This window comes from Bacillus sp. MSP13 (assembly GCF_000815295.1).
GTDB classification, from domain to species: domain Bacteria; phylum Bacillota; class Bacilli; order Bacillales; family Bacillaceae; genus Bacillus; species Bacillus vallismortis.
Window position 1 is genome coordinate 261,956 of record NZ_JXAQ01000014.1, and the last position, 25,614, is coordinate 287,569.

The window sequence follows — 25,614 nt, forward strand, 5'->3', positions numbered from 1 at the left end:
GCGTGATTGAAAACCTTTGAAGTCTAGGAAGGACGAGCATCGGAGCACAGCGAATGTTGGAATTCGTGAGCACCGACGCGCAGGACTGACAACGAATGCGAGGGTTTGTCGACACGCTGAGGCCTTTGTCTTGCACAAAGGTCTTTTTTGTTACAGTTTTATAGTAATTTTATTTCATTTTCGTAAAATGTAACAAAATTACTTGACGTAAATAAGTTATGTATATATACTAGCTTACATTAAGTAAGTGATAACATTTATCAAGGAGGATAACATGAATAAATCATTTGAAATCGGCACATTACTTTTAAGAGTTATGACAGGTATTATCTTTTTTGTTCACGGTTTATCAAAGTTTCAGGGAATGGAAGGCACCATCCAATTTTTCGGAAGCCTAGGCCTGCCAAGCTTTATGGCGTATGTCATCGCAACGATTGAACTCGTTGGCGGCGTGCTTGTCTTCTTCGGATTGGCTACACGTATTGTCGGCGTCCTGTTTGCCCTCACAATGATCGGAGCCATTATTACAGTCAAGCTGAAAGCGCCTTTCATGGGGAATGCAGAATTTGATTACCTTCTGCTTTTTACATCCATCCACCTTACGCTATCAGGAAGCCGTTTCTTGGCGCTGGACCCATTTGTGTTTAAAGGAAAAAAGAGCGAAAACATATCAGCATAAGAAAAGAGGCGTACAGCATGACCAGCATTCATGAAGACACACATATTGGAGATGTCAAACTCACAATCCGCAGTCTGGAGCGGTCTCTTGCGTTTTACCGTGACGTCATCGGTTTTCAAGTCTTACAAAAGACGGACCGCCAAGCTCAATTAACGGCTGATGGAAAACGCGCCCTGCTTATTCTTGAAGAAAATCCGAGCGCTGTTGTCTTGCCTGAACGGTCTGTAGCGGGTCTTTATCACTTTGCGATTCTTCTTCCGAACCGGAAGGAGCTTGGTATGGCGCTTGCCCGCCTGATTGAACACGGCATTGCCATCGGCCACGGGGATCATGCGGTCAGCGAAGCACTCTATCTGTCTGATCCTGATGGAAATGGCATTGAAATATACGCTGACCGCCCCCGCAGCACGTGGCAGCGTGATCGTGAAGGAAACTACGTCATGACGACAACCGCTGTTGACATCGAAGGTCTTTTGGAAGAGGCCGGAGATGAGCGGAAAACAATACTTCCAAATGGTACCACCATCGGACACATTCATCTGCATGTCAGTGATTTGAACGAAGCCAAAACGTTTTATACAGATGTACTGGGCTTTGACATTGTCGGAAACTATACGGGCATGTCCGCGCTCTTCGTTTCAGCCGGAGGATATCATCATCATATCGGTTTAAACATTTGGGCGGGAAAAAACGCACCGCCTAAACCGACAAATGCCAGCGGACTAGATGAGTACAAGGTTGTTCTGCCTCATCAAGAGGAACTGGGCCGAGTGGCAGATCGAGTGAAACGTGCCGGGTATTCGATCGAAGAAACAGAAAACAGTTTCCGGGTAAAAGATCCTGTTTCCGGGGCCCATATTGTATTTGTGATTTGACTGTAATCCCCTTTGCCGAAAAAACGGCAGGGGGATTTTTTAATTTCCAGAAACTCCTGTCAAAAATGACCTGTGGCAGGTATGATAAGAAGGGAATTGGGTAACGGGAGTGATGAGCGTGAAGGCTCTTATATTTACTAGGATTTTCACTTTAATGGTAAGCTGTTCGGTTTACTTTTTTCATGTTAAGGATGACCGTTGGTATGAGTATTTGTTCATAGCTGTAAGTGCTGCCATCTTTTTATCAAACCATCTCTTGTTAAGAACAGAGAAATATGCCATCTTGTTTTGTTTGATTGATATTACAGTGGGTTTCTCGTTCGGTTTCATGTTTCCGGGTACAGGCTTATATATCACATTGCTAAGTCCAGTTGCTGTTACCTTTTTTATGAAAGGATTTGATCGAAAAACAGTATGGTCTGTTCTATGTCTTTGTTTTATGATGTGGCTGATTGTGCTCATTCGTACATATCATAAGTTCGGCGATGAGTATGTTATGGATCATTGCATTAGCATGACATTTGTCGTCTTCTGCGGAGTCGTCGGCAAATTAATCCGCAAGCTGTTGGATGCGCAAGATACGGCGAAACAGCAGGTTCAGGAATTGACGGAATCCCACTTGGCGCTGTCTGCCGTGCACCAGGAGCTGCATTTATATGCGAAGCAGGTTGAAGAACTGACGGCCATTCATGAACGGAACAGAATGGCAAGGGACATCCATGATACAGTGGGACACAAAATGACGGCGCTTCTCGTCCAGCTGCAGCTTCTGCGCGAATGGCAAAAAAGAGACGGCCACAAAGCGGAGGAGACAGTTAGTGTTTGTGAAACACTTGCTCGTGAAGCGCTTGATGACGTCCGTTTATCAGTGCGCACTCTGCAAACGGAAAATGCTCCTTCGGTCATCGATTCGTTGAAACAGCTGACCGAAGACTTTTACAAAAATGCGGGAGTTACAACCGAATTTGCGGTCAGCGGCGATCCTGCGCTGATCCCGCTATCTCTTCATCCGACATTGGTCAGAACAGTGCAGGAAGCACTGACCAATGCCAAACGGCACGGGGGCGCCACAGCTTGTTCGATACAGCTTGCCTGCACAACGGACAACATCAGCCTTGTCATTAAGGATGACGGAAAAGGAAATCCCGAGACGGCACTCGGCTTTGGCCTATTGAACATGAAAAAGCGGGCAGCGGAGCATGGCGGAACTATCCGTTTTGAGAGCGAACAAAATCAGGGGTTTACTGTAATCTCCGAATTTTCACTGGCTAATAAAAAATGGAGCTTCGGGCCCGCACAGCAAAAGGAGAGTTTTTCATGATTAAGATCATCATTACCGACGATCAGGATATCGTCAGAGAAGGGCTGGCATCACTGCTGCAGCTCAGGGAAGAGCTTGATGTGATCGCAACAGCGCGAAATGGGCAGGAAGCCTTCGAAAAGGCGAAAGAACTTGAGCCGGATATCGTGTTAATGGACATCCGAATGCCGGTCTCCAACGGAGTTGAGGGGGCAAAATTGATTACAAGTTCTTTGCCTGGTGTCAAGGTTTTGATGCTGACGACCTTCAAGGATTCAGAGCTGATTGCAGAAGCGCTTGAAGAAGGGGCGAGCGGATACCTGCTGAAGGATATGTCAGCCGACACGATTGTAAAAGCGGTGATGACAGTTCAATCTGGCGGAATGGTGCTCCCTCCGGAACTGACTGCACAGATGCTGAATGAATGGAAGCGCGAAAAACAGCTGAAAGGGATAAACGAGACAGATAAACCTAAGGAGCTGCTCGACCTGACCGAGCGTGAATTGGAAGTGCTGGCTGAGCTGGGGTATGGGCTGAATAACAAAGAAATTGCCGAAAAACTGTACATTACAGAAGGCACAGTGAAAAATCATGTGTCAAACATTATCAGCAAGCTGTCTGTCAGAGACAGAACCCAAGCCGCTATCTATTCGGTCAGACATGGTGTGTCTGACTTTTGACATATGACATTCAGCATATGCGTTTCTTTGAAAAGGCCTGTTAAAGGCCTTTTTTTCATGCCTTACATTCTATCTGCCGCTACATGCCGCACGCCTTTCTTTTTTCTACAATGGCAATGGGATTACAAAAGGAGTGAAACGACGTGCTGCAAGCAGAAAACATCAAAAAGGCATATGGAAAAAAACAATCGTGAAAGGCATCTCTTTTTCCCTCCAAAAAGGGGAGTCGTTCGGACTGCTCGGGCCGAACGGTGCGGGAAAGTCCACAACCATCTCGATGCTTTCCGGCCTCGTGCCGCATGACAGCGGGAATATCACAGTGGGCGGCTATATGATCGGCAAACAAACCGCCAAAGCGAAACAAAAAATCGGCGTTGTCCCGCAGGAAATTGCTTTATATCCGACGCTGACGGCCCATGAAAATCTTATGTTTTGGGGGAAAATGTACGGACTTATGCACGGCGAGGCCAAAAAAAGATCGGCAGAGGTCCTTGAATATGTCGGCCTGACTGAGCGGGCCAAGGATAAAATTGAAACGTTCTCAGGCGGAATGAAGCGAAGAATCAATATCGGTGCCGCCTTAATGCACAAGCCTGAGCTGCTGATCATGGATGAACCGACTGTCGGCATCGACCCTCAATCGAGGAATCATATTTTAGAAACGGTGAAACAGCTCAATGAAACGGGCATGACGGTGATCTATACGAGCCATTACATGGAAGAGGTCGAGTATTTATGCGACCGGATCGGCATTATTGATCAGGGAGAAATGATTGCGATCGGCACAAAAACCGATTTATGCAGCCGCCTTGGCGGCGATACCATTATCCAGCTCACTGTCAATGCAATCGATGAAGCATTTCTTTTTGCGATCCGTTCACTGGCCCATGTAAATGATGTGACCGTACATGAGTCAGGGCTCAGAATTGAAATTTCCGCGGCACACCATGAGAACGTCGTCACCGGACTGCTTGCGGAGGCCGCTGCCCATCATATCAACCTGCTGTCTCTGCAAGTGCAGGAACCAAACCTGGAGCGCCTGTTTCTGAATCTGACCGGCCGCACGTTGCGGGATTAGGAGGAACGGCTATGAAAAAAAGCATGTGGATCGCATGGAAAGATGTCAAAATCAGAATCACGGACAAAAAAGGGTTTATGATGCTGATCTTAATGCCGCTGATCCTAACCTGTATTTTAGGGGCGGCGCTCGGATCGGTTGTTGACGGAGGCAGCCAGATTGACGGCATCAAAGTCGGCTATGTCCAGTCAGACCAGTCAGACCAGTCAGATGCAGCGAATATGTTTCAAACAGATGTGCTCAAAAAAATGAAGTCGCTAAAGGTCACACAAGCTGGCAGCGAAGACGAGCTGAAGAAACTGCTTGAAGAAAAGAAAATCGATGTCGGCATCGTCATCCCGAAACATTGGGAAGCCGGCAAAACATCAGCTTTCGTTTATGCTGCTCCTGATCAAACATTAAAAAGTTCCATCATCGAAACAGCCGCCGCGTCGTTCATAGACCAATATAAAACGGTAAAAGAAGCTGCGTCAGCTTCAATGGACTACGTCAGCAAAACATCAGCTGTTAAACAAGGAAAGCTTGATCCCTCACACTTTGCAGACAACCTGGTCAAGGTGCTTGAAAAAGAAACGGGTAATAAGTTGACTATGAAAGAACAATCCGTCGGCAGCAAGGCCGTTACCAGTTTTCAGTACTATTCGGCGGCCATGCTTTGCATGTTTATGCTGTTTCATATGACAGTCGGAGCGAAATCCTTTTTACAGGAAAAAGAGACGGAAACGCTTGCCAGAATGCTGATGACGCCTGCGCAAAAATCTGTCATTCTCTTCGGGAAATGGCTCGGAACCTATTTGTTTGCCATTATACAATTTTTGATATTCCTGATTGTCACGATCAAAGTATTTGGAGTAGATTGGGGAGGCAATTTGCTGTTTGTCAGTGTACTCGGGCTTTCATACGCTGCCGCTGTATCCGGCGTTTCAATATTACTTGCGTCATGTATCAGCGATATGAAATCGGCGGATGTGATCGGCGGCTTCGGCATTCAATTGCTTGCGGTTCTTGGCGGGTCCATGCTGCCGCTGTACCAATTTCCGGACTTCTTGCAGTCTGTATCCAAAGCGGTGCCGAATCGATGGGCGCTTGACGGCTTTCTTTCTTTAATGGAAGGAGGAGGCTGGGCTGACCTTCAAAAGCCTGTGCTTCTTTTTGCAGTGATCGGCTTTTGTTCACTCATGCTTGGCATCAGACGGCTTCATACAAGATAAGGAGGTACACCAAGTGAAAAAAATCTTAGCCATTTGCGGAATTGAGCTTTCTCTCGTTTTCAAGAAGCGGCAGAACTATTTGATGATGTTCGCTGCCCCGCTTTTGCTGACCTTTGTTTTTGGAGGGATGCTTGGCAGCAGTGATGACAAGCTGCGGCTTGCGATCGTTGATCAGGACGACACGATTCTTTCGCAGCATTATGTTCGGCTGCTGAAGACACACGATGATATGTATACATTTGAAACCATGTCTGAAAGCAAAGCGTCAGAAAAGCTGAAACAAAAGAAGATTGCCGGGATTATCACCATTTCCCAATCGTTCCAGACACAGTTGGAAAAAGGAAAACATCCTGAGCTGGTCTTCCGCCACGGCCCGGAACTGTCGGAAGCGCCAATGGCCAAACAATATGCGGAAAGCACATTGGCAAAACTCAATATTCAGGTTGCCGCGGCGAAAACGTCAGCTCAGGCAGCGGGGGAGAGCTGGAAGGCGGCCTATAAAACAGTTATCGCCAAAGAGCATGAAGATGCGGCACCAGCTGTCAAACGAAAGACGCTCAGCGATAAAAAAGAAGGGGCTGGCGCAAGTGACACAGCCTCCAGAGCAGCAGGTTTTTCTATTTTGTTTGTCATGCTGACCATGATGGGGGCGGCGGGAACCATTTTAGAGGCAAGAAAAAACGGGGTCTGGTCCAGATTGCTAACAGCCTCTGTCAGCCGGGCGGAAATCGGTGCAGGATATGTGCTGTCCTTCTTTGTGATTGGGTGGATTCAATTCGGCATCTTGCTTCTCGCTACCCATTGGCTGTTTGGCATCAGCTGGGGCAATCCGGCTGCGGTTATTGTGTTAGTATCACTTTTCCTGCTGACCGTTGTCGGCATCGGGTTGGCCATTGCGGCCAATGTCAGAACGCCGGAACAGCAGCTTGCGTTCGGCAACTTGTTCGTCATCGCAACGTGTATGGTAAGCGGAATGTATTGGCCGATAGACATTGAGCCGACATTTATGCAGTCCATCGCTGAATTTCTTCCGCAAAAGTGGGCGATGAGCGGGCTGACTGAGATTCTCGCTAACGGTGCGCACGTCACAGATATTCTCGGGATTTGCGGCATCTTGCTTGCTTTTGCGGCCATTACCTTTGCGGCGGGGCTGAAAGCGCTCCGACCTTAAAAAAGCATCTGTCCCCGAGGCAGATGCTTTTTGCATATCGTTAAACCCTATGAAGGAAAGCAGGCTACATACGCGTCCGGTCCGAAGGCTGCTCCCGCTACTCCTCATCTATCATCGCTAAAATCGACTCCAGCCAAGAAACGTAGTTTTTCTCCCGGTCCAGCGCTTTCGTCAGCACGAGATAGTGTCCGAAGTCCGGTGAATGAAACGATATAGGTTCCGCTGAAGCCATAAGCTTTTCATAGCTTCCCCGCAGATCAGACAGCTTGGCTTTGCGTTTTCGCAGCTGGTCTGTGAACAAATCAGAAGCCTCCTGCCGCGACAGGGAAGAAATGAAATAAGCCTTCAGCATAAATTCATCTTTCACCGTCTCCGGTATCGGGTGATGGCGGATCAGCCACTCATGCAGCTCCTGCTTTCCGCTGTCTGTCAGGGTGTACATCTTTTTCTCCAGCTTCGTGCCTTGAATCGTTGTGCGGAACGTGATAAATCCTTCATCCGTGAGCTTTTTAAGCTCAGGATAAATCTGGCTGTGCTTGGCGCTCCAAAATTGGCCGAGCTCCTCTTTAAAATAACTTGTAATATCATATCCGCTCAATTCGCCTTTCCGCAAAAGCCCTAATATGGCGTATTTCAATACTCTCATGCTATCCTCCGTGTCTATGGCTGTTTCACAAGAAAGATGAGCCAGTGCTCAACTGTGATCCTAACTGCCTATTCCCCTTATTATAGAAAAGGGAGGAAGGGAACACAACCCGGTCAGCTTGTTAAATAAAGATGGCAGATAGGTCTTGTGTTCAGAAAATATCATATTGGCCCCCTTAAACATAGCAATCCTTTTTTAATTGACTTTTCTGAAAAAAGTATTAACAATATAGATTTTTTATGTATAATAGGAAATTGATGGTACAAACATTTTAAGGGGGAATGAACGTGAAAAAAATACTTATTGCATCCACTATCTGTTTATCGCTGATTCTATCTGTTCTAGCCGCACCGCCGTCAAGCGCAAAAGCTGAATCAGTACATAATCCTGTCGTTCTTGTTCATGGAATAAGCGGTGCCTCATACAACTTTTTTACTATTAAAAACTACTTAATTTCTCAAGGATGGCAAAGCAACAAACTGTATGCCATTGATTTTTATGATAAAACAGGAAACAACTTTAACAATGGCCCGCAGCTTGCTTCATATATTGACCGGGTTTTAAAAGAGACGGGAGCCAAAAAAGTAGATATTGTCGCTCATAGTATGGGCGGCGCCAACACGCTGTATTATATTAAATATCTAGGTGGGGGCAACAAGATTCAAAACGTCGTAACACTTGGAGGGGCTAATGGTTTAGTGTCATCTGTAGCGCTGCCTGGTACAGATCCTAATCAAAAAATCCTCTATACATCTATCTACAGCCAAAATGATCAAATCGTAATGAATAGCTTGTCTCGATTACAGGGAGCGAGAAACATCCAGCTTTATGGCATCGGCCATATTGGCTTGCTTTCGAATAGCCAAGTGAACGGCTATATCAAAGAAGGGCTGAATGGCGGAGGCCTCAATACAAATTAATATTTTGATATGAAAAAACCTGCTGTCTCCATTACAGCAGGTTTTTTGGATTCTCACAGCAATCTTGTTTGAGTAAAATCTGCCAAAAAGTGACTTAGTCAATCATACATACTCTCATTTATGACATTAGGCACTTTTTCAAATACAAAGGCCATGTTAAGGTACAACCATCGATTTCTAAAAATTTGAAATAAAAGGAGCGCTGTTATGCAAATTAAAGAAATTTTTATGATCCGTTGCATTTCGTGCTTAAGTGTCGTCCTGCTCCATATCATTTCAATGGTCCTGATGCTTCAAGCAGAAGCTCTCACAAATATTTCTCACACCGTAGATTCTTTTCGGACACTCCTGATGTTCAGCACGCCTGCTTTCATTTTCATCTCTGAATTTTTGCTGGCCCGTTCTTATCCTGGCGGGGTGCCGGGCGGTTTTTTAAAGAAGCGGGGAAAAGTGATTTTCGTTCCTTTTTTATTTATCGCGGCTATTGATGCCCTGTTGATGACAAGTGCGATGGGGGGAGAGGTTACCTTTCTCGCGATAGTGCAAAAGTATCTGGCGAACGTATTGTTAGGAAATTTTATCGGATACTTCATTCTTGTCATCTTTCAATTTTACATGTTGCACATGATGTTTCACGAGTATTTGAAAAAAGCATCGCCGAAATGGGTGCTGTCCATCTCATTTGTGGTGACAGCCGTTTATTTAAGTTATTTCTCAGCGGTCAGCCCGGCTCCTGCTTCTGAAGAAGGCGGGTCGTTTCCGTTCTTCTGGGTTCCGTTCGCAGGCTGGCTCTTCTACTTTTGTCTTGCCTACTATTGCGGAAAAGAGTACAAGCGCTTTTTAGCGCTGCTGAACCAATACCGCTGGGTGATATACGGATTTGCATTAGCTTCTGCTGCGCTTGTTGTCACGGTTTCTTATGCCGGGAATACCGGCATGATCAGCTCGAAACGGCCTGATATCATGCTGTATTCGACAAGCATGATTTTCCTGTGCTTTCACTTGTTTTCGAAAATGAAGCATGTGCCAAAAATCATGATGTTTATCAGCAACTATTCCTTTTCGATTTATCTGCTCCATGCCTATTTTATGATCATAGGCTACGTTTTACTTACAAATATGCCCGGAATTCCTGCCGTACCGGCTGTTCTTCTATTGTTTGCCGTGTGTACAGCCGGCCCGATCCTGACCTCATGGGCACTGAATAAATTCAAGTACGGTTACTTATTTGTGGGGAAGGTCTATCAGCCAAAACAGAAGAAAGCAACAGCGGAAGTGGGTGATCACGCAGGGTGAAAGCAAGCGGCAGGAGAGAGGCTCCTGCCGCGTTACTTATTTCTCATCCGCTTGCAGCACCGTTTTTAAATACAGTTTTGCAGATTCAGCAAGCCCGGATACATCAGCTTTTTCTTCATTAAAATAAAGCGCGTTCTGGATGATGCCGTCATTTATATTGAGGAAAAACTTCGCAATCGTCTCCAGAGGCTGCACCGGCTGAAATTCCTCCTGATCGATTCCTTTTTGCAGTAGCTTTGAAAACCTTTCTACAAAAAGATCATACCGTTTCTCCAAATACTGCCGCCGTTCTTCATTGCGCCAAGCGGTTACTAAATATTCAAACTGCACCGGCGCCAGTGTATCCGCTGCATCCCGCAGACCTTCAGAAAGTTCATCCAAATAGCTGGAAATGGCGGTCCAAACACTTTGATGTTCAGCTGATTCATCAAGTTTTCGGAGCCCTTCATCAAGCCCGGCTTCAATGATGCGGCGAAACATCTCCTCAGTGCTTGAAAAGTAAAGATAGACACCGCCGCGGCTAAAACCTGACTCTTCCACAACGTCCTTCATTGTCGTTAATTCGAATCCTTTTCGTTTAAACACGATTTTGGCAGCCTCTAAAATCTCCGCCTGACGTTTATCCTTGTGCTCCTTTGTTACTTTCGGTGACAAGATATCGCCTGCTTTCTGCAATTTTCTTACCTACTAGTGTAATCAACCCGACCGTAATCAGCAAGCAGCCGCAGACAAGAAAAGCCAGTGATACGCCGATCCATTCCGCCAGTACGCCCCCGCCCGCCATGCCGAGGATGGAGGCGAGGGTCGTCGCGCTCTGAATGGCGCCAAACACCCTGCCGCTGTAATCGACAGGCACCGTTGTCTGCACGAGAATTTGAAAAGGAATATGAACGAGGCCAAAAGCCGCTCCCATGATGAAAAAAGCGAAAATAAAAAGAGCGATGCCGGCAATTCCCATGCCGCTCAGAAATGGCACACCTCCAGTCGCTAGTCCAAGCAGAAAGGTCCCTGCTGAGAAATGAAGCAAATAAGAAGTGATTCGCCGTCTGCCGATCATTGCTGCCGTAAGGAGCATGCCGACTCCGCTTACGGCCATGCACCAGCCTGCAAGCTCGGGCGGCGCGCCTGAAAAAGAGCGGATGAGGATAATCGCCTGTGAATCACCAATCTGCAAAACAAAGAGAACAACACAAGCAGTGAGCAAGCCTGTTAAAAGAAGCGGCACCCGTTTCATAAACTGAAGCCCTTCTATTATAGAAGCGATTGCCGGCATTTTTTCTTGAGGTGTATGGGCTTTTTGTAAAAAAGCATCTCTGGGGAGGAAAAACAAAATGACAGCGGATAGAAGAAAGGCGCCGGCGTTGATATAGAAAACAGAATGGATAGAGACAGCGGCGATCAGCATGCCGCCGAGGGCGGGGCCGAAGACTTTTGCGCTGTTATCGATCATGCTGCTGACGGAGACGGCCTGCTGAATGTGAGCTTCCGGGGCCAATTCCTTAAGCTTTCCATTTTTAGCAGGTGAAAAAAGGGAAGAAAAACTGCTCTGGAGGCTTAGCAATACGTAAAGCTGCCAAAGCTCACTGACATAAACGCAGCTGATAACGGTGAGGGCACGCCCGATTTCCGACAGAAACATGATTGTTTTTCTGTCAAAGCGGTCGGCTAACAATCCCGATACCGGGCCGAGTATAATGACAGGCATAGCAAATGACATCATTAAAAATGACATATCTAACGATGAAGCGTGAAGCTGAAAAGCGGACAATGTCAGCACGGCCAAAATGTGAAGCCAGTCTCCAAGTGAAGAAATAGTTTGCGAGGCTAACAGTGTCATCAGCCCTTTGCGAAACAACGGTTTTTCCATGATTCATCCCCCTATACAATAAAAATGACATACGTGTCGTTTTTATTGTATGAGAAATAATCACAAGATACAATCTTTTTCTTGTAAAATAAGGGAGATGACGAATCAGAAGGGGGAACTTCCATGACAAAAGCCAATCTAAGCTACCCAATAGGAGAATACAAGCCGAGGAAATCCGTATCGAAGGAGCAAAAAGAGGAATGGATTCAAGCGCTTGAAAAAGTGCCTGCCAAACTGAAGCAAGCCGTAGAAGGCATGACGGACAGCCAGCTGGACACACCATACCGGGACGGGGGATGGACCGTTCGGCAAGTGGTTCATCATCTGGCTGACAGTCATATGAACAGCTATATTCGGTTTAAATTAAGCTTGACGGAAGAGACACCGGCCATCCGTCCATATGATGAAAAAGCGTGGTCGGAGCTAAAGGACTCGAAAACAGCAGATCCAAGCGATTCACTCGCGCTTTTGCAGGCGCTTCACGGGAGGTGGACGGCTCTTCTCCGCACCCTGACGGATCAGCAATTTCAGCGCGGTTTTTATCACCCCGACACAAAAGAGATCATGACCTTGGAGAACGCGCTCGGGCTGTATGTCTGGCACTCACATCATCATATCGCCCAGATGACGGAGCTTTCTAAACGGATGGGATGGTCTTAACGTTTTTTCTGGCGGAAAGCCGGAAGACTGATAGCGGCAATCACCAGCAGAGAAATCACAGCGGCAGCAGCATATAAATGATCGTAGCCGCTAGCGACACTCGCATGAATGGCATCGCTTATCGCAGTTTTGACTTCAGGCACGGGAATGCGTTCGATTTGTTCTTGTAAAGAAGAAACATCAGAACTGTCGATCTCCGGCATCATCTGCATTGCCGTTTCTGATTGTCCGCTGTCCGATAAGCGGCTCTTGATTTCATCACCGATTTGGTCAAACCCGGCTGTGATAAAACCTGCATAAAGAGTCGGCGCCAATGTCAGCCCGATTTGCCTTACCAATGAAAGCGTGCCAAGCGCTGTGCCCTTATTCGTTTTTGCCGCCTCTGATACTAGGACGTTCAGCGGCGCGCCCAACAGAAAGCCAAAGCCGATTCCAGCTGCCACACTTGCGATCACAAACTCCCATTTCCCCGTCACCCAGAGCGGAAATAAAGCAAACCCCGCACATGAAATGATTCCGGAAAGTATAACGGTTTTCACCGGTCCTTTTTTGTCGGTGAGCGCTCCGCCTAGCCAAGCGCCGATGCCTGAAGCTAACGCAAGCGGAGTCATCCAATACCCTGCTTTTGCGGCAGGAACACCCAAATACTGCTCAACATATGACGGGATAAAAATGACCGCCGCCAAGAGTCCGCCAGATAACAAACCGATGATAAGCGTGCGCTGAAACAGTTGGTTCCGCAGCAGAGAATACGCCAAAATCGGATCGCCCCCGCGCAGTTCAACCCGTCTTTCAAACAAGATAAGCCCCGCAAAACAGAGCATGCCAAAACCAATACACCCGTAAACCTTGGGATCTCCCAAGCTGGTGAAGAGATTTGCCCCGTCAAGATTCGTCATGCCGTACATCACAGCTAAAATCGACAAGGATAAAAGGAAGATTCCCGCCGCATCAAGCCGTTTAGCTACAGGCGCTTTCGTTTCTGCAATAAAACATGCGCCGAAAACAACCAATAACACGGCAATTGGCAGATTAATCAAAAACAGCCAGTGCCAAGAACCAGTCCAATCAAGCAGGAAACTTCCGATATTCGGCCCGAGCACAGCAGCCATCCCGTTCATCGCGCCAAGCAGCCCAAGTGCCTTCCCTTGTTTTTCTTTTGGAAGGGTAGCGAGAATGTGTGAGCTGCCGATAATGAAAATACCGCCGCCCCCAAGTGCCTGAATCAGCCGTGAGATCAAAAAGAGCGGGAAGCTTTGGCTCAAAGCAACAAGCAATGAACCAAGTCCAAAGAGGCAAACCTCAATGAGAAAGAGTTTCTTTCTGCCGTAGCGGTCGGAAAGCTTTCCGACGATCGGCACACTGACGCTAAGGCCGAGCGTATAAAGGGTAATGCCCCACGACCCCCAGGAAGGAGAAACGGCAAACGACTCGTTTATCGTTGTTAAAGCCGCCGAAATAATACCGTTATCCAGCGCAGCCATAAACACACCGATGGTAAACAGGCTAATCGCCCACTTTTGGCTTTTCTGTTCTATCGATGCTTCAGACATATTCATCAACTCCCTTTTTGTTCACTTTAAATATATTATTCATTCTAAGTGAATTAAATGTCAATGAAAAAAGCCTGCCTCCACGGTTTGCAGAAGACAGACTTGGTAGATTTATTCTTTTTTCGCTCTCTCTAATGCTTTGGAAAGGATAGAAAGCCCTTCGGAAACAGCCTGTTTTTCTTCAGGGGACAGCAGCTCCAAGGAACGCTTTAATTTCAGGTGGCCCTTTTCATAAAGGCCCCGAAAAATATTTTTTGCATTCTCCGTCAACTGAACAACCACTGAGCGGCGGTCCTCTTCAGAATGTGATCGTTTGACAAACCCTGATTTCTCAAGGCGATCAAGCAGCCCCGTTGTATTGGACAGAGATGCCCCCATTTTTTCAGCAATATCACTTACTTTCAGAGTTCCATGGTTGTTTAATAGCATCAGCACTTTCATTTGCGGCATGCTCATATCAAGCTTCATCCACTCGGACACATCACCGAGCCCGGCAGAGGTTAGCACTTTCATATAGAGCACCCATATTTCCCGTTCCTCAGATGAAAGAATGTTTTCGTTTAATACCGTTGTATCATGTAAATTATATTCCATTTCATCACTTCCTCATCATTCGCTCCTTCTACCATATTACTCGATTTTCACTCCTGAAAGAAAGTGAGCAGAAACCGCATGCGGGACTTTGTCCGAAAAATAACGGTAGTGTATAATGGGTTGGAGATTATTAGGGAAGCAGATTGAACTAGAATATGATTGGAGAGACCATTGCTGATTAAAAAGAATGCTTTATCCGTTTTAAAAATTGTTTTTCCTATTGCGGTTTTACTATTTGTTATTTATCAATCAAAAAAAGAACTGACAAATCTGTCATTCAAACGCACGCTCATGGTCATCAACGGCCTGGAACGTATGGATTTATTTATCCTTGTATTGGTCGGCTTGCTGGCTGTTGCGGCCATGTCGCTGTATGATTACGTCCTGAAATACTCGATGCGCCTATCGATCACCAACGGAAAGGTATTCAAGGTTTCCTGGATCGCCAATTCATTTAATAATGTGCTTGGGTTCGGGGGTTTAGCCGGGGTTGGGTTAAGAATGATGTTCTATAAGGAGCATACAAAAGACCATAAGGCGCTCGTAAAAGGAATTGCCTGGCTTACATCATCTATGCTTCTCGGGTTATCCGTTTTCAGCGTTTTCGCCGCCGTGCGAGTGCTGCCAGTGGATAAAATGATCAATGAAAAGCCTTGGCTGTGGGCAGTTGTGATCGGTTTTGCGCTGATTTTGCCGGTATCTTTGGCGGTGGCGAAAATCAAAAGCCGAAAAAGCGGAGACGAAGAGAATGCGGACAAAATGAAAAATCCGATTTTCGCTTATATCGGCGCTTCCGTTGCCGAATGGCTTATGGCCGGAACTGTCATCTATCTGTCATTGTCCGCTATGGGCATTCATGCTGATATCAGGTCTGTGTTCGGAGTGTTCGTCATCGCGTCGATCGGAGGAATGATCAGCCTCGTGCCGGGCGGCTTCGGCTCGTTTGACCTTTTGTTTTTGCTCGGGATGGAGCAGCTTGGCTATCATCAAGAGGCCATTGTGACATCTATTGTTTTGTACAGGCTCGTCTATTCATTTATCCCATTCGGTCTCGGGCTGTTCTTTGCTGCCGGCGACCTGACCGAAAATACAATGAAACGGCTCGAAACGAACCCGCGCATCGCACCGGCAATTGAGACGACAAACGTTTTGCTTGTCATCCAGCGGGCGATATTACTCAGAATTTTGCAAGGCTCGCTTTCACTTATTGTGTTTGTTGCCGGGTTGATTGTCCTAGCCTCAGTATCTCTGCCGATTGACAGGCTGACCGTTATTCCGCACATACCGCACCCGGCCCTTCTGCTGTTCAATGGCCTGTCCTTAAGCTCAGCGCTCATTTTGCTGATTTTGCCGATTGAGCTTTATAAACGGACAAAACGCTCCTATACGATGGCGATTTCAGCGCTTGTGGGCGGGTTTGTGTTCAGCTTTTTAAAAGGACTTAACATCAGTGCGATATTCGTACTTCCGATCATTATCGTATTGCTGGTGCTTTTGAAAAGACAATTTGTCCGAGAACAGGCATCCTATACACTCGGACAAATGATATTTGCTGCTGCGCTTTTCACTGTGGCGCTCTTTAACTATAACCTCATTGCCGGTTTCATTTGGGACCATATGAAGAAGGTGATGCGCCACGAATATTTCGTTCACAGCACCTCGCACATTACCTATGCAACCATCATGGCGATCATTATTGTGCCGCTGTTCTTCTTTTTATTTACAGTGGTGTATCACAAAAAGACAAAACCAATCGGGGAAAAAGCTGACCCAGAGCGTCTTGCTTCATTTTTAAATGAAAGTGGCGGGAACGCGCTGAGCCATCTCGGCTATCTTGGAGATAAGCGGTTTTATTTTTCAAGTGATGGGAATGCCCTTCTTCTGTTTGGGAAAATCGCCAGAAGGCTGGTCGTGCTCGGTGATCCGTCAGGCCAAAGGGAATCGTTTTCGCTCGTGCTGGAAGAATTTCTGAACGAAGCGCATCAGAAAGGATTCAGTGTTCTGTTTTACCAAATTGAACGAGCTGACATGGCGCTGTATCACGATTTTGGCTATAACTTCTTTAAACTGGGCGAGGAAGCCTACGTGGATTTAAATACTTTTACCTTGACCGGGAAGAAAAAAGCCGGCCTTCGGGCAATCAATAACCGCTTTGAGCGGGAGGAATATTCCTTTCATGTCGACCATCCTCCATTTTCTAATGCGTTTTTGGAGGAACTGAAACAGATCTCAGATGAATGGCTCGGCTCGAAAAAAGAAAAAGGATTCTCGCTCGGCTTTTTTGACCCCTCATATTTACAGAAAGCGCCGATTGCCTGCATGAAAAACGCAGAAGGAGAGATCGTTGCGTTTGCAAATGTCATGCCGATGTACCAAGAAGGGGAGATCTCGGTCGATCTGATGCGCTACCGTGATGACGCCCCGAGTGGCATTATGGACGCATTGTTCATCCGCATGTTTTTATGGGCGAAGGAGGAAGGCTGTACGTCGTTTAATATGGGAATGGCGCCACTGTCCAATGTCGGCACCTCCTTTACATCCTTCTGGTCAGAAAGATTTGCCGCTGTCATTTTTAATAATGTCAGATACATGTACAGCTTCAGCGGGCTTAGGGCCTTTAAAGAAAAATACAAACCGGAGTGGCGCGGCAAATACTTGGCGTACCGAAAAAACAGATCCCTTTCTGTCACCATGTTCCTCGTCACGCGGCTGATCGGCAAAAGCAAAAAAGACTCCGTCTAACGAGACGGGGTCCCAGCGTGTCGATAAAACCTCGCACTCGTTGCAAGTCCTGCGCTTCGGTGATCACTTGTTTGAAAGGAACGGAGGCGCGTCTTGCCTAACCTAAGAAAGGTTGCTCCGATGCTCGTCCATAAGGGGTTTCCATCACGCTGAAAAGATGACAAAATCCTAAAACAATAATCTGACCCATTTTCAAAAGAAAATGGGTTTTTTGATAATGACGGAAAATTCTCAATCATTTTTGCTATACTAACAGAGACATTGATAAAGAAAGGGCGGGCAGACAAGTGAAAGAAATAGAGGTATTAAAATATGAAGCATTTACAAGCAGTCCCGGCAAAGGAAACCCCGCAGGCGTTGTATTGAAGGGAGACCATTACACGGAAGAAGAGATGCAGATTATAGCGGAGCGTGCCGGATATTCAGAAACCTCCTTTATTCGGAATAGCGAGTCGGCTGATCTTGAACTCCGTTACTTTACCCCTGGACACGAAATGAATTTATGCGGCCATGCAACTGTCGCTTCTCTTTACGTATTATGCGAAAAAGGAATGCTGGAGAGCGGGAAAACGTACAGCATCCAGACAAAAGCCGGTACCCTGCCTGTGAAGATTTCTGAAAAAGACGGCCGCATTCATATTACCCTTGAACAGGCTTCCCCGCAATTCAAACCATTTACAGGCGATCGGAAAAAACTTGCGGCCGCACTAGGAATCACGGAAGAAGATTTTCATGAAGACCTTCCGATTGTGTTTGGCAGCACTGGCATATGGACAGCTATTGTTCCGCTTAGATCATTAAAGGCCGCTAAAAAAATGAGGCCCGATAACAAACAGTTTCCGGACGTGTTAGTTGATCTGCCAAAGGCTTCAGTCCACCCGTTTACCTTTGAAACCGTTCACCCCGACAGCGACCTGCACGGACGCCACTTTTCATCCCCATATTCGGGAACGATAGAAGACCCCGTGACGGGCACTGCATCCGGTGTAATGGGGGCTTATATGAAACAGTACGGTCATGCCAAGCAGCGTGAATTTATCATTGAACAAGGGCAGGAAATCGGGAAAGACGGAAAAGTTGGAATTGAAATTAACGAAGAAGGCGATCAAGTGAAAGTGAACATGACAGGAACGGCTGTATACTCAGAAACCCGTATTCTTAAAATCTAATACAGATGAAGGTTTACAAAAAGGTGCACTTTCCGTTATCATTATGAATGATAATCATTTTCAATTGTTTAGGAAGGTGAGACGGTATGCCTCAATCCGAACAGATAGATCAACATTCAGCATTGCGGGACATCATACGCAGCAGAAGATCGATTCGAAAATTTAAACAAGAGCCAGTGCCTCCGGCAGTCATTCTTGACATGCTTGAAACGGCAAAATATGCGCCAAATCACAGAGTGACAGAGCCATGGAGATTTATTTACGTATCCAGTGAGACGGGAAAAGCCAACCTGATCAACACATTTGCAGCGTTCTCTAAAAAAGCCAAGCCGGATATGACAGAGGAAAAGCTTCTAAATTTCAAAAACACACTTGGACGCGTCCCCGGATTTCTGCTCGTCGTGTTTCAAGAAGATGAAAATGAAAGAGCGCGGGACGATGATTTTGCGGCAACCAGCTCCTTGATCCAAAATCTTCAGCTTCTTGCTTGGGAAAAAGGGATCGGCATGGTGTGGAAAAGCGGTAAAATCCTTTATGACAAAGTAGTGCACCAGGCCTTTGGTTTACAGGATGATGAACGATTCGCCGCCATCATACAAACGGGCTATCCTGACGAAGCGCCGGAAGTCAAAAAGCGCACGCCCATCCGTGAACGGTTCACCGAGTTGTAAAAAACCCCCTGTCTCAAACGGAGACAAGGGGTTTTTCATTAACGATTTTTCTTTTTCGCTCTGTTGTCTGCTGCTTTTGCGCGCTCTTGCGCTTCGCGGTCATCCGCATCAGCAAGCTCGCTTGAATATTCTTCGTAAACGCCGTCAGTTTCCCTTTTCAACGCGTCGGGAACTTGAGGAAGCTTTTGTTTGTTTTTATCACGGTTTTTGTGGATATGATTTCTGCCCATATCAAATTCCCCCTAAAAAGTGATATCAAACAAACATAGTATCTGGCATAAAGGGCCTATGTATTCCTATTTCCGCTTAGCAGCTTTTTCCGCTTTTTTAAATTCGCCTGAATAAAGAACTTCCTGCATTTTCTTCAGGTTGGCGCCTTGCTGATGTTTCTCCCTCTTCTTTTCCATTAAAGGACCTCCTTCAACCATGTTATTCTTAAGGTTGACGCTTCCTTCCGTTTTTATACAGTTTTTCTGTTCGTTATCAGCTGTGAGAGCGCGAATTCAAGGTCCGAATATGTAAAACGAAATCCGGAGGTTATCGCTTTTTTAGGAAGAGCGCGCTGTCCTTTCACAATCAGAAGACTCATTTCACCCAATGCCTTTGATAAAAAGAATTCCGGAACGGGGAGCCAGTGCGGGCGGTGCTTCACCCGTGCAATCGTTTTTCCGAATTGCTTCATTTCCACAGGATTTGGCGCGGTGACATTTATGGGTCCTGAGATGTCGGTGTTTTCTATCGCAAATCGAATCATCTGGGCGGCGTCCTCGACATGAATCCATGACAGCCACTGTCTGCCCGTTCCGATCGTGCCGCCGGCAAGAAGTTTATAGGGAAGAACCATGAGCGGGAGAGCGCCTTTTTCCCCAAGCATCACGCCAAATCTCGCATAAACCGTCCGGATGCCCATCGCCTCAATGTTCTGTCCTTCTTTTTCCCATAAATGTGCAGTATGGCTGAGAAAATCCTCATCTGACGTTGCGGAATCCTCTGTGAAGGTCTTCTCAAGACTTGTGCCATAAATGCCTACAGCACTGGCCTGGATCAGCGCTTTCGGTTTTTCCTTCTGTTTATGAATAAGACGCTGCACTTCACGCGTTGCATGAATACGGCTGGAGAGGATTTGCTGCTTCGTTTTTTCTGTCCAGCGGCCAAAAATCGATTGTCCCGCGAGATTTACCCAGACATCAATATGAGGAAGTTTCTGCTCCGGTGCGGCTCCATCCGTCAGCCATTGGACATATGTGATATTTTTTTGTTCAGTTTCACTTGCGTTTCTTGATAAAATATAAACATGGTGTCCCTGGCGGGTAAGAACGCCTGTCAGATGCTGGCCGAGAAAACCGGTTCCGCCTGTCATTGCGATATTCATAACCATCTCTCCTCATCGTTCTAATAACAATACTTTACCTCATTTTCATAAAAGAAAACGCTTTTCAGGCCTCAGAAGGGAGATTAAGATGCCATTTATTACAAAAATATCGGCGCAAAAAAAGAATACGGAACGCTTCAATATCTTTCTCGATGATAAATACGCCTTCAGTGTGGACGCGGACGTGCTCGTGAAATTTGAGCTTAAAAAGGGAAAAGAGCTTGATGACCTTGACATCAATGAGATTCAATACGGCGATGAAGTAAAGAAAGGCTTCAACCGTGCGCTTGACTTTTTATCCTACCGAATGCGGTCAACGAAAGAGGTAGAGGACCACTTAAAGAAAAAAGAAACCTCAGCGCCTGTCATTGCGGAAGTCATCCATAAGCTCAACGACTACAAGTACTTAAACGACCAGGAATTTGCCGCGGCCTATGTCAGCACCCACAAAAAAACGAACGGAAAAGGCCCTGACGTTTTGTTCAGAGAGCTGAGAGCGAAGGGAATTGACGATGAGACAATTAAGGAGGCGCTGAGTTCCTTTTCCTTTGAGGATCAGACGAGGGAAGCGGTCAAGCATGTTGAAAAGCTTCTTAAAAAGGATAAAAAATGTTCCTCAAAAGAACTCAAACAGCGCGCCCAGATGCAGCTTCAGCGCAAGGGTTTCTCATTTGATGTCATCAGCGCCGCGCTCGAGCAGATTGAATATGAAAATGATGAAGACACGGAGAAAGAAGCGCTGCGTCTTCACGCCGAAAAAGCGTTTAGAAAATACCACTATGACGGCTCGTATGAAAGCGCCATGAAAGTCAAACAATTTTTATTCCGCAAAGGATTCTCACTCGATTTAATCGAGCAATTTCTGCAGGAAGAGGAGTAGCTGAAAAATGGAGAAACGATACAGTCAAATGACACCGCACGAACTCAATACCGAAATTGCATCACTTTCTGAAAAAGCAAGAAAAGCTGAACAGCACGGCATCATCAACGAACTGGCCGTGCTCGAACGGAAAATAGCAATGGCAAAAGCATATTTGCTGAACCCGGAAGATTTCACACCGGGAGAAACATATCGCGTGGAAGGCTCTGAAGATGGGTTTATCATCAGTTATGTAAACGGCGTTTTCGCATGGGGATACAGAACCTCGGCCCCTGATCAAGAGGAAGCGCTGCCAATCTCAGTATTGCGAGAACAGAAGCAAGCGTAACAGAGAGGCTGAATATCAGCCTCTTTTTATTTGCAGCACATTTGCACGGCATTTTAAGGAAAAAATCATTGAATTCACTCCAATAATCTTTTAAGATGAAACTCGTTGTTTTTTAATATCGAAGGAGGCGATGACGTTGAGTATCAAAAACCCATCAGTGAAATTTATTATTTTTGTTCTTATGATTTGCACATTTTCAATCGGATACACTGAATACGCGGTGATGGGGATTTTGACGTCGATTGCCAATGACTTTCATATACATGTTTCATCCGTCGGGCTTCTTGTCACGGCCTATGCGGCAAGCGTATGTCTGACAGGCCCGCTCGTCACCATCATTGCGGTCAAACTCCCGAGAAAGCCTGTGCTGCTTGGGCTGATGGCGATTTTTATCCTAGCCAATCTACTGAGCGCGCTGGCTCCGAATTTTGCGGTATTGGCTGTCTCAAGAATTTTATCCGCGTCCATTCATGGCGCTTTCTTTGCGATCGCCATGGTATTTGCCAGTGAAATGGTTCCACCGGAAAAGCGTGCGCAGCCGCTGCCTCAATGAATGGCGGGCTGACAGTGGCTTTGATGCTTGGTGTCCCATTCGGCTCTTATCTCGGAGATGTCCTGAACTGGAGAGCTGTATTTACCATCATTACAGCACTCGGCGCCGTTGGATTCTTAGGCCTCATGGCTGCTGTGCCGAACAGAAAACCAAAAGTGATCCCGATGCTCATGAATGAGTGGGGTGTATTTAAAAACAAACAAGTGCTGTATTCCTTCGCGATTACGATTTTAGGCTATTCCGGCGTCTTTATCGCCTACACCTTTATCGAACCGATTTTGAGACATTCAGCCGGATTCAGCACAGTCGGCATTACAGGCGCTCTCTTTGCATATGGACTAGGGGGCGTTGCAGGGAATTTCTTTGCGGGAAAAGTGCCGATGCCTCTGCTGACTCGGACGATGATCGGTGTGATGATCGGTTTGATCGGTGTTCTGACTGTATTTCCTTACATCGCCATTTACCCGGCCGCAGCCATTGTTGCAACGTTCTTATTTGGGGCTTGCGCATTCGGTACGCCTCCTTTGCTGCAAACAAAGGTCATTTCTTCTTCTGAGAGCGGTACAACAATTGCCGCCGCTGTCAGCGTGTCGGCGTTTAACCTTGCTAATGCGCTCGGTGCGTGGATCGGCGGAATGATTTTGAGCGGAACAGGTTCTTATTCGTGGCTGTTTGCGGGCGGAGCGCTTATGACTGCATGCGGTCTCGTGCTTTCTACCTTTGCACATTTGTCAGAAAAGAAGAGCGTGTATGAGTATCAAGTCAATAAAGGGTAAAAAACAGCTGCAGCGCGTGCAGCTGTTCATCTTTACCGTTTGCCGGAGGCTCTCATTTTTTCCTGTGGATGCTGATTGATTGATCCGTCAGGACGCTTTGAAGCATAGTCGTCCTTTGCTCTCGGTTCACCCTGAAATTTATTTTCGTTTTCGTAAGGAAATCCTTTTTCTTTATTCCGGACCATGTCATTTCCCCCTAGGTTCGAGATCAAAAAGTTGCGTCTTTCCAGATGAAGACGTAAGGTTAGTATATGGAGAACAGCACGTTTTAAAGCGTCATTTTTTTCCTGAAGAAAGGAGACTGGACACATGAATACGTACATTGAGAAACTGACAAATTTGCTTCTGGAAAAGAACGAGATGATCAGTTATATACAGGCAAAAACATGGGTGGAATTATTATGGAGCGATTTCGAAGCCACCTATGCAAAAGCCGGACATGCCTATCAGGGTGAAAAAATGACCGAAAAAATCGTCACACAATGGATCGAGAACTATGGCGGCCAGCTCCACCTTTTCCAAAGCTCCCGTGACAACGTGAATGATTACTTAAACCAAAGCAGAGGCCTCTTGCATTAAACAACCTGCCGTTACCATCCGGCAGGTTTTTTCATTTCCTTTTGATTACCTGAACATCATAAAAATAAACAAAACGTGTTTCACCCGCCTGTCAATCAGGGAATACCACAAATATCTTGTCAAATTGCGAGGAGGAGCTTTGTATGATAAAGAAACAAGTAATGCTCGCTTTAACAGTTGCCGCAGGCCTGGCTTTACCATCCCATCATTCCGCTCCCGTAGCAAAAGCTGCGCCCCTTCACGACATATCTGTCAGTATGCCATCATCCGATTCTTACATCATAAAAGCAGGAAAGCTGAATGTCCGGACTGAGCCAAATCATAAAGGCAAAATTGTTGGCACTTTATCATCGGAACAAAAAGTCACAGTTAATGGTTTCGTAAATGCCGATTGGGCTCACATTCAATTCGAAGGAAAAAACGCCTATATTTCAACACACTTCTTAATGAAAACGGCAAGCCAAGCGAAAACGGCGAAACAGACAGCCTTCTATGCACCGACACCCGAAAACGGAAAAGCCAAGAAGCTATCATCTGGGACAGAGGTAACATTCCAAGGATGGGGATTCAGTGAAAACGGCGGATTTGACTTCACTTGGGCATTCGTTGAGTATGGTGGAGTCATGGGTTACATTCAGACAAAGGACTTACAGCTACGATAAAAAAGGCAGGCTGGAGTCTTGTCTTTTTGCCGGAGTATGAAACTTTTCTTCTTTCTGCACGTAACAATGAGAAAGGAGATGATCATTTGGTTGGTTTAATCGGCGGAGGTCTCATGATCATTGCAGGCATACTGATCAAATTGTTTCCTCCCACATCCATCAACAGTGTGTACGGATATAGAACGAGGCGTTCAAAGTCAGATCAAAGGTTATGGAATGAAGCGAACCGCTACAGTGCATCATTGATGATCCTGTCAGGCTTGGTGGTTATGGCAATGGGTCTGCTGCTGAAATCAAACTTGATCATTTTTCAGCTTATCCTGCTGATGGCCGCCTGTGTCATTACGTTTATGCTAACGGAGAAAAGGCTGAAAAACATAACCTACAGTCAAGGAGGAGATAGAAGTGGACGGAATTAAAAGCCAGTTTGTCAAAACGAACGGAATCACGCTCCACGTTGCGTCTGCAGGGCCGGAGGACGGCCGCTTAATTGTCCTGCTCCATGGATTCCCTGAGTTTTGGTACGGATGGAAAAATCAAATCAAACCGCTAGCCGATGCGGGTTACCGGGTCATTGCTCCTGATCAGCGAGGCTACAATCTCAGTGACAAGCCGGAGGGAATTGAAGCATATCGGATTGATACATTAAGAGATGATATCATCGGGTTGATCACGCAATTCACAGATGAAAAAGCAATCGTGATTGGACATGACTGGGGAGGCGCCGTCGCATGGCATCTGGCTTCAACGCACCCGGAATATCTTGAAAAGCTGATCGCCATTAATATCCCGCACCCGGGCATCATGAAAACCGTAACACCGGTTTATCCTCCGCAATGGCTGAAAAGCTCGTATATCGCCTTCTTCCAGCTGCCTGACATTCCAGAGGCATCACTAAAAGAAAATGATTATGAATCATTAGATCAAGCGATTGGATTATCGACACGCCCTGAGCTTTTTTCGTCTGAGGATGTCAGCAGGTACAAAGAAGCCTGGAAACAGCCAGGTGCCTTGACAGCTATGCTGAACTGGTACAGAGCCCTCAGAAAAGGAAGCCTGTCAGAGAAAGTAACTTGTGAAACAGCACCTTACCGGATGATTTGGGGAATGGAGGACCGTTTTTTAAGCAGGAAGCTTGCGAAAGAGACGGAAAAGCGTTGCCCGAATGGACACCTCATTTTTGTTGATGAAGCCTCCCATTGGATTAACCACGAAAAACCAGCCATCGTCAATCAGCTGATTCTGGAATATCTTAAAAAACCATAAGTCAGAATGTCTCCCAATCGTCTGTCATATGTGGCAGACTTTTTCTGTGCGTATTTTTCATAGTCATGTTTTAAACATGACAAAAT

27 protein-coding genes and 2 pseudogenes are annotated in these 25,614 nt (G+C 46.3%); 20 read left to right on the top strand and 9 right to left on the bottom strand.

Annotation, left to right across the window (positions count from 1 at the left end; translation table 11 throughout):
• The first annotated feature begins 274 nt into the window (after positions 1–274).
• From SC79_RS17975 to SC79_RS18005, 7 genes and pseudogenes are all read left to right on the top strand, one after another.
• The gene (locus SC79_RS17975; RefSeq protein WP_039076237.1) at positions 275–679 is read left to right on the top strand and encodes a DoxX family protein; all 405 of its coding nucleotides are present in this window, start codon (positions 275–277) and stop codon (positions 677–679) included.
• Positions 680–696: 17 nt separating this feature from the next.
• Positions 697–1,554, top strand: a complete 858-nt coding sequence (locus SC79_RS17980; protein WP_039076238.1) for a VOC family protein — start codon at positions 697–699, stop codon at positions 1,552–1,554.
• A gap of 118 nt (positions 1,555–1,672) precedes the next feature.
• The gene (locus SC79_RS17985) at positions 1,673–2,875 is read left to right on the top strand and encodes a sensor histidine kinase (protein ID WP_039076239.1); all 1,203 of its coding nucleotides are present in this window, start codon (positions 1,673–1,675) and stop codon (positions 2,873–2,875) included.
• A complete protein-coding gene (gene lnrK, locus SC79_RS17990; protein WP_039076240.1) occupies positions 2,872–3,534 on the top strand; it encodes a two-component system response regulator LnrK in 663 nt (220 codons plus the stop codon). Before SC79_RS17985 ends, lnrK begins: the two co-directional genes overlap by 4 nt.
• Before the next feature lie 143 nt (positions 3,535–3,677).
• Positions 3,678–4,612 (top strand): annotated as a pseudogene (locus SC79_RS17995) (ABC transporter ATP-binding protein).
• Positions 4,613–4,623: 11 nt separating this feature from the next.
• A complete protein-coding gene (locus SC79_RS18000; RefSeq protein WP_039076241.1) occupies positions 4,624–5,823 on the top strand; it encodes an ABC transporter permease in 1,200 nt (399 codons plus the stop codon).
• A 13-nt stretch (positions 5,824–5,836) separates the two neighbouring features.
• Positions 5,837–6,994, top strand: coding sequence for an ABC transporter permease (locus tag SC79_RS18005; protein WP_039076242.1), 1,158 nt, complete (start codon positions 5,837–5,839; stop codon positions 6,992–6,994).
• Positions 6,995–7,091: 97 nt separating this feature from the next.
• Here SC79_RS18005 and SC79_RS18010 read toward each other — a convergent pair whose 3' ends face one another.
• On the bottom strand, positions 7,092–7,640 hold the full coding sequence (locus SC79_RS18010) for a PadR family transcriptional regulator (protein ID WP_039076243.1): 549 nt from the start codon (positions 7,638–7,640) through the stop codon (positions 7,092–7,094).
• 287 nt (positions 7,641–7,927) lie between these two features.
• On the opposite strand from SC79_RS18010, the gene estB reads away from it, so the two are divergent.
• Together estB and SC79_RS18020 are read left to right on the top strand one after the other, a co-directional pair.
• Positions 7,928–8,560, top strand: a complete 633-nt coding sequence (gene estB / locus SC79_RS18015) for an esterase EstB (RefSeq protein WP_082022828.1) — start codon at positions 7,928–7,930, stop codon at positions 8,558–8,560.
• Positions 8,561–8,767: 207 nt separating this feature from the next.
• The gene (locus SC79_RS18020; RefSeq protein ID WP_039076245.1) at positions 8,768–9,856 is read left to right on the top strand and encodes an acyltransferase family protein; all 1,089 of its coding nucleotides are present in this window, start codon (positions 8,768–8,770) and stop codon (positions 9,854–9,856) included.
• A 36-nt stretch (positions 9,857–9,892) separates the two neighbouring features.
• Here the strand turns inward: SC79_RS18020 and SC79_RS18025 are convergent, their stop codons facing one another.
• Both SC79_RS18025 and SC79_RS18030 read right to left on the bottom strand, forming a co-directional pair.
• Positions 9,893–10,510 (bottom strand): TetR/AcrR family transcriptional regulator, encoded by a 618-nt coding sequence (locus tag SC79_RS18025; protein ID WP_039076246.1) that lies wholly within the window; start codon positions 10,508–10,510, stop codon positions 9,893–9,895.
• Positions 10,476–11,723 (bottom strand): MFS transporter, encoded by a 1,248-nt coding sequence (locus SC79_RS18030; protein WP_039076247.1) that lies wholly within the window; start codon positions 11,721–11,723, stop codon positions 10,476–10,478. Before SC79_RS18030 ends, SC79_RS18025 begins: the two co-directional genes overlap by 35 nt.
• Positions 11,724–11,846: 123 nt before the next feature.
• On the opposite strand from SC79_RS18030, the gene bstA reads away from it, so the two are divergent.
• A complete protein-coding gene (bstA, locus tag SC79_RS18035) occupies positions 11,847–12,383 on the top strand; it encodes a bacillithiol transferase BstA (RefSeq protein ID WP_039076248.1) in 537 nt (178 codons plus the stop codon).
• Here bstA and SC79_RS18040 read toward each other — a convergent pair.
• A complete protein-coding gene (locus SC79_RS18040; RefSeq protein WP_039076249.1) occupies positions 12,380–13,936 on the bottom strand; it encodes an MFS transporter in 1,557 nt (518 codons plus the stop codon). The two genes, bstA and SC79_RS18040, sit on opposite strands and share 4 nt — an antisense overlap.
• A gap of 111 nt (positions 13,937–14,047) precedes the next feature.
• Complete coding sequence (locus SC79_RS18045; RefSeq protein WP_039076250.1) at positions 14,048–14,530, bottom strand: MarR family transcriptional regulator; 483 nt, start codon at positions 14,528–14,530, stop codon at positions 14,048–14,050.
• A gap of 171 nt (positions 14,531–14,701) precedes the next feature.
• On the opposite strand from SC79_RS18045, the gene mprF reads away from it, so the two are divergent.
• From mprF to SC79_RS18060, 3 genes are all read left to right on the top strand, one after another.
• The gene (gene mprF, locus SC79_RS18050) at positions 14,702–17,272 is read left to right on the top strand and encodes a bifunctional lysylphosphatidylglycerol flippase/synthetase MprF (protein WP_039076251.1); all 2,571 of its coding nucleotides are present in this window, start codon (positions 14,702–14,704) and stop codon (positions 17,270–17,272) included.
• 287 nt (positions 17,273–17,559) lie between these two features.
• The gene (locus SC79_RS18055; RefSeq protein ID WP_039076252.1) at positions 17,560–18,441 is read left to right on the top strand and encodes a PhzF family phenazine biosynthesis isomerase; all 882 of its coding nucleotides are present in this window, start codon (positions 17,560–17,562) and stop codon (positions 18,439–18,441) included.
• Between the two features lie 86 nt (positions 18,442–18,527).
• Entirely contained in the window at positions 18,528–19,112 is a 585-nt protein-coding gene (locus SC79_RS18060; protein ID WP_039076253.1) for a nitroreductase family protein, read from the top strand.
• Between the two features lie 38 nt (positions 19,113–19,150).
• Here the strand turns inward: SC79_RS18060 and SC79_RS18065 are convergent, their stop codons facing one another.
• The 3 genes from SC79_RS18065 to SC79_RS18070 all read right to left on the bottom strand — a co-directional run bounded on the left by SC79_RS18065 (position 19,151) and on the right by SC79_RS18070 (position 20,484).
• Complete coding sequence (locus SC79_RS18065; RefSeq protein WP_014113102.1) at positions 19,151–19,342, bottom strand: YfhD family protein; 192 nt, start codon at positions 19,340–19,342, stop codon at positions 19,151–19,153.
• A gap of 66 nt (positions 19,343–19,408) precedes the next feature.
• A complete protein-coding gene (locus SC79_RS20250; RefSeq protein ID WP_003223230.1) occupies positions 19,409–19,519 on the bottom strand; it encodes a YfhE family protein in 111 nt (36 codons plus the stop codon).
• Positions 19,520–19,572: 53 nt separating this feature from the next.
• Positions 19,573–20,484 carry a TIGR01777 family oxidoreductase gene (locus SC79_RS18070; protein WP_039076254.1) on the bottom strand — a complete coding sequence of 304 codons (912 nt, stop codon included), beginning with the start codon at positions 20,482–20,484 and terminating at the stop codon, positions 19,573–19,575.
• Between the two features lie 88 nt (positions 20,485–20,572).
• Here SC79_RS18070 and recX point away from each other — a divergent pair, with 88 nt between their 5' ends.
• The 3 genes and pseudogenes from recX to SC79_RS18085 all read left to right on the top strand — a co-directional run bounded on the left by recX (position 20,573) and on the right by SC79_RS18085 (position 23,021).
• Positions 20,573–21,364 (top strand): recombination regulator RecX, encoded by a 792-nt coding sequence (recX, locus tag SC79_RS18075; RefSeq protein WP_039076255.1) that lies wholly within the window; start codon positions 20,573–20,575, stop codon positions 21,362–21,364.
• A gap of 7 nt (positions 21,365–21,371) precedes the next feature.
• Positions 21,372–21,692, top strand: coding sequence for a YfhH family protein (locus tag SC79_RS18080; protein WP_010330868.1), 321 nt, complete (start codon positions 21,372–21,374; stop codon positions 21,690–21,692).
• Between the two features lie 136 nt (positions 21,693–21,828).
• Positions 21,829–23,021 (top strand): annotated as a pseudogene (locus tag SC79_RS18085) (MFS transporter).
• Between the two features lie 32 nt (positions 23,022–23,053).
• Here SC79_RS18085 and SC79_RS18090 read toward each other — a convergent pair.
• Positions 23,054–23,206, bottom strand: coding sequence for a small, acid-soluble spore protein K (locus tag SC79_RS18090; protein ID WP_010333452.1), 153 nt, complete (start codon positions 23,204–23,206; stop codon positions 23,054–23,056).
• A 124-nt stretch (positions 23,207–23,330) separates the two neighbouring features.
• Between SC79_RS18090 and SC79_RS18095 the strand changes: the two genes are divergently transcribed.
• The 4 genes from SC79_RS18095 (at position 23,331) to SC79_RS18110 (ending at position 25,528) form a co-directional block, all read left to right on the top strand.
• The gene (locus SC79_RS18095; RefSeq protein WP_010330866.1) at positions 23,331–23,600 is read left to right on the top strand and encodes a YfhJ family protein; all 270 of its coding nucleotides are present in this window, start codon (positions 23,331–23,333) and stop codon (positions 23,598–23,600) included.
• Positions 23,601–23,743: 143 nt separating this feature from the next.
• A complete protein-coding gene (locus SC79_RS18100) occupies positions 23,744–24,262 on the top strand; it encodes an SH3 domain-containing protein (protein ID WP_039076256.1) in 519 nt (172 codons plus the stop codon).
• Positions 24,263–24,348: 86 nt separating this feature from the next.
• The gene (locus SC79_RS18105) at positions 24,349–24,681 is read left to right on the top strand and encodes an SdpI family protein (protein WP_039076281.1); all 333 of its coding nucleotides are present in this window, start codon (positions 24,349–24,351) and stop codon (positions 24,679–24,681) included.
• The gene (locus SC79_RS18110) at positions 24,668–25,528 is read left to right on the top strand and encodes an alpha/beta fold hydrolase (protein ID WP_039076257.1); all 861 of its coding nucleotides are present in this window, start codon (positions 24,668–24,670) and stop codon (positions 25,526–25,528) included. The genes SC79_RS18105 and SC79_RS18110 overlap by 14 nt, the downstream gene beginning before the upstream one ends.
• The last annotated feature ends 86 nt before the right edge of the window (positions 25,529–25,614 follow it).

What these genes read in the sequence shown, in the direction of transcription:
- SC79_RS18095 (WP_010330866.1), top strand. Translation starts at nt 23,331, where the DNA reads ATGAATACGTACATTGAGAAACTGACAAATTTGCTTCTGGAAAAGAAC.
- SC79_RS18100 (WP_039076256.1), top strand. Translation starts at nt 23,744, where the DNA reads ATGATAAAGAAACAAGTAATGCTCGCTTTAACAGTTGCCGCAGGCCTG.
- lnrK (WP_039076240.1), top strand. Translation starts at nt 2,872, where the DNA reads ATGATTAAGATCATCATTACCGACGATCAGGATATCGTCAGAGAAGGG.
- SC79_RS18000 (WP_039076241.1), top strand. Translation starts at nt 4,624, where the DNA reads ATGAAAAAAAGCATGTGGATCGCATGGAAAGATGTCAAAATCAGAATC.
- SC79_RS17980 (WP_039076238.1), top strand. Translation starts at nt 697, where the DNA reads ATGACCAGCATTCATGAAGACACACATATTGGAGATGTCAAACTCACA.
- SC79_RS18020 (WP_039076245.1), top strand. Translation starts at nt 8,768, where the DNA reads ATGCAAATTAAAGAAATTTTTATGATCCGTTGCATTTCGTGCTTAAGT.
- SC79_RS18065 (WP_014113102.1), bottom strand. Translation starts at nt 19,342, where the DNA reads ATGGGCAGAAATCATATCCACAAAAACCGTGATAAAAACAAACAAAAG.
- SC79_RS18080 (WP_010330868.1), top strand. Translation starts at nt 21,372, where the DNA reads ATGGAGAAACGATACAGTCAAATGACACCGCACGAACTCAATACCGAA.
- SC79_RS18010 (WP_039076243.1), bottom strand. Translation starts at nt 7,640, where the DNA reads ATGAGAGTATTGAAATACGCCATATTAGGGCTTTTGCGGAAAGGCGAA.
- SC79_RS18040 (WP_039076249.1), bottom strand. Translation starts at nt 13,936, where the DNA reads ATGTCTGAAGCATCGATAGAACAGAAAAGCCAAAAGTGGGCGATTAGC.
- SC79_RS18090 (WP_010333452.1), bottom strand. Translation starts at nt 23,206, where the DNA reads ATGGTCCGGAATAAAGAAAAAGGATTTCCTTACGAAAACGAAAATAAA.
- SC79_RS18060 (WP_039076253.1), top strand. Translation starts at nt 18,528, where the DNA reads ATGCCTCAATCCGAACAGATAGATCAACATTCAGCATTGCGGGACATC.
- bstA (WP_039076248.1), top strand. Translation starts at nt 11,847, where the DNA reads ATGACAAAAGCCAATCTAAGCTACCCAATAGGAGAATACAAGCCGAGG.
- SC79_RS17975 (WP_039076237.1), top strand. Translation starts at nt 275, where the DNA reads ATGAATAAATCATTTGAAATCGGCACATTACTTTTAAGAGTTATGACA.
- recX (WP_039076255.1), top strand. Translation starts at nt 20,573, where the DNA reads ATGCCATTTATTACAAAAATATCGGCGCAAAAAAAGAATACGGAACGC.
- SC79_RS18045 (WP_039076250.1), bottom strand. Translation starts at nt 14,530, where the DNA reads ATGGAATATAATTTACATGATACAACGGTATTAAACGAAAACATTCTT.
- SC79_RS18070 (WP_039076254.1), bottom strand. Translation starts at nt 20,484, where the DNA reads ATGAATATCGCAATGACAGGCGGAACCGGTTTTCTCGGCCAGCATCTG.
- SC79_RS20250 (WP_003223230.1), bottom strand. Translation starts at nt 19,519, where the DNA reads ATGGAAAAGAAGAGGGAGAAACATCAGCAAGGCGCCAACCTGAAGAAA.
- SC79_RS18030 (WP_039076247.1), bottom strand. Translation starts at nt 11,723, where the DNA reads ATGGAAAAACCGTTGTTTCGCAAAGGGCTGATGACACTGTTAGCCTCG.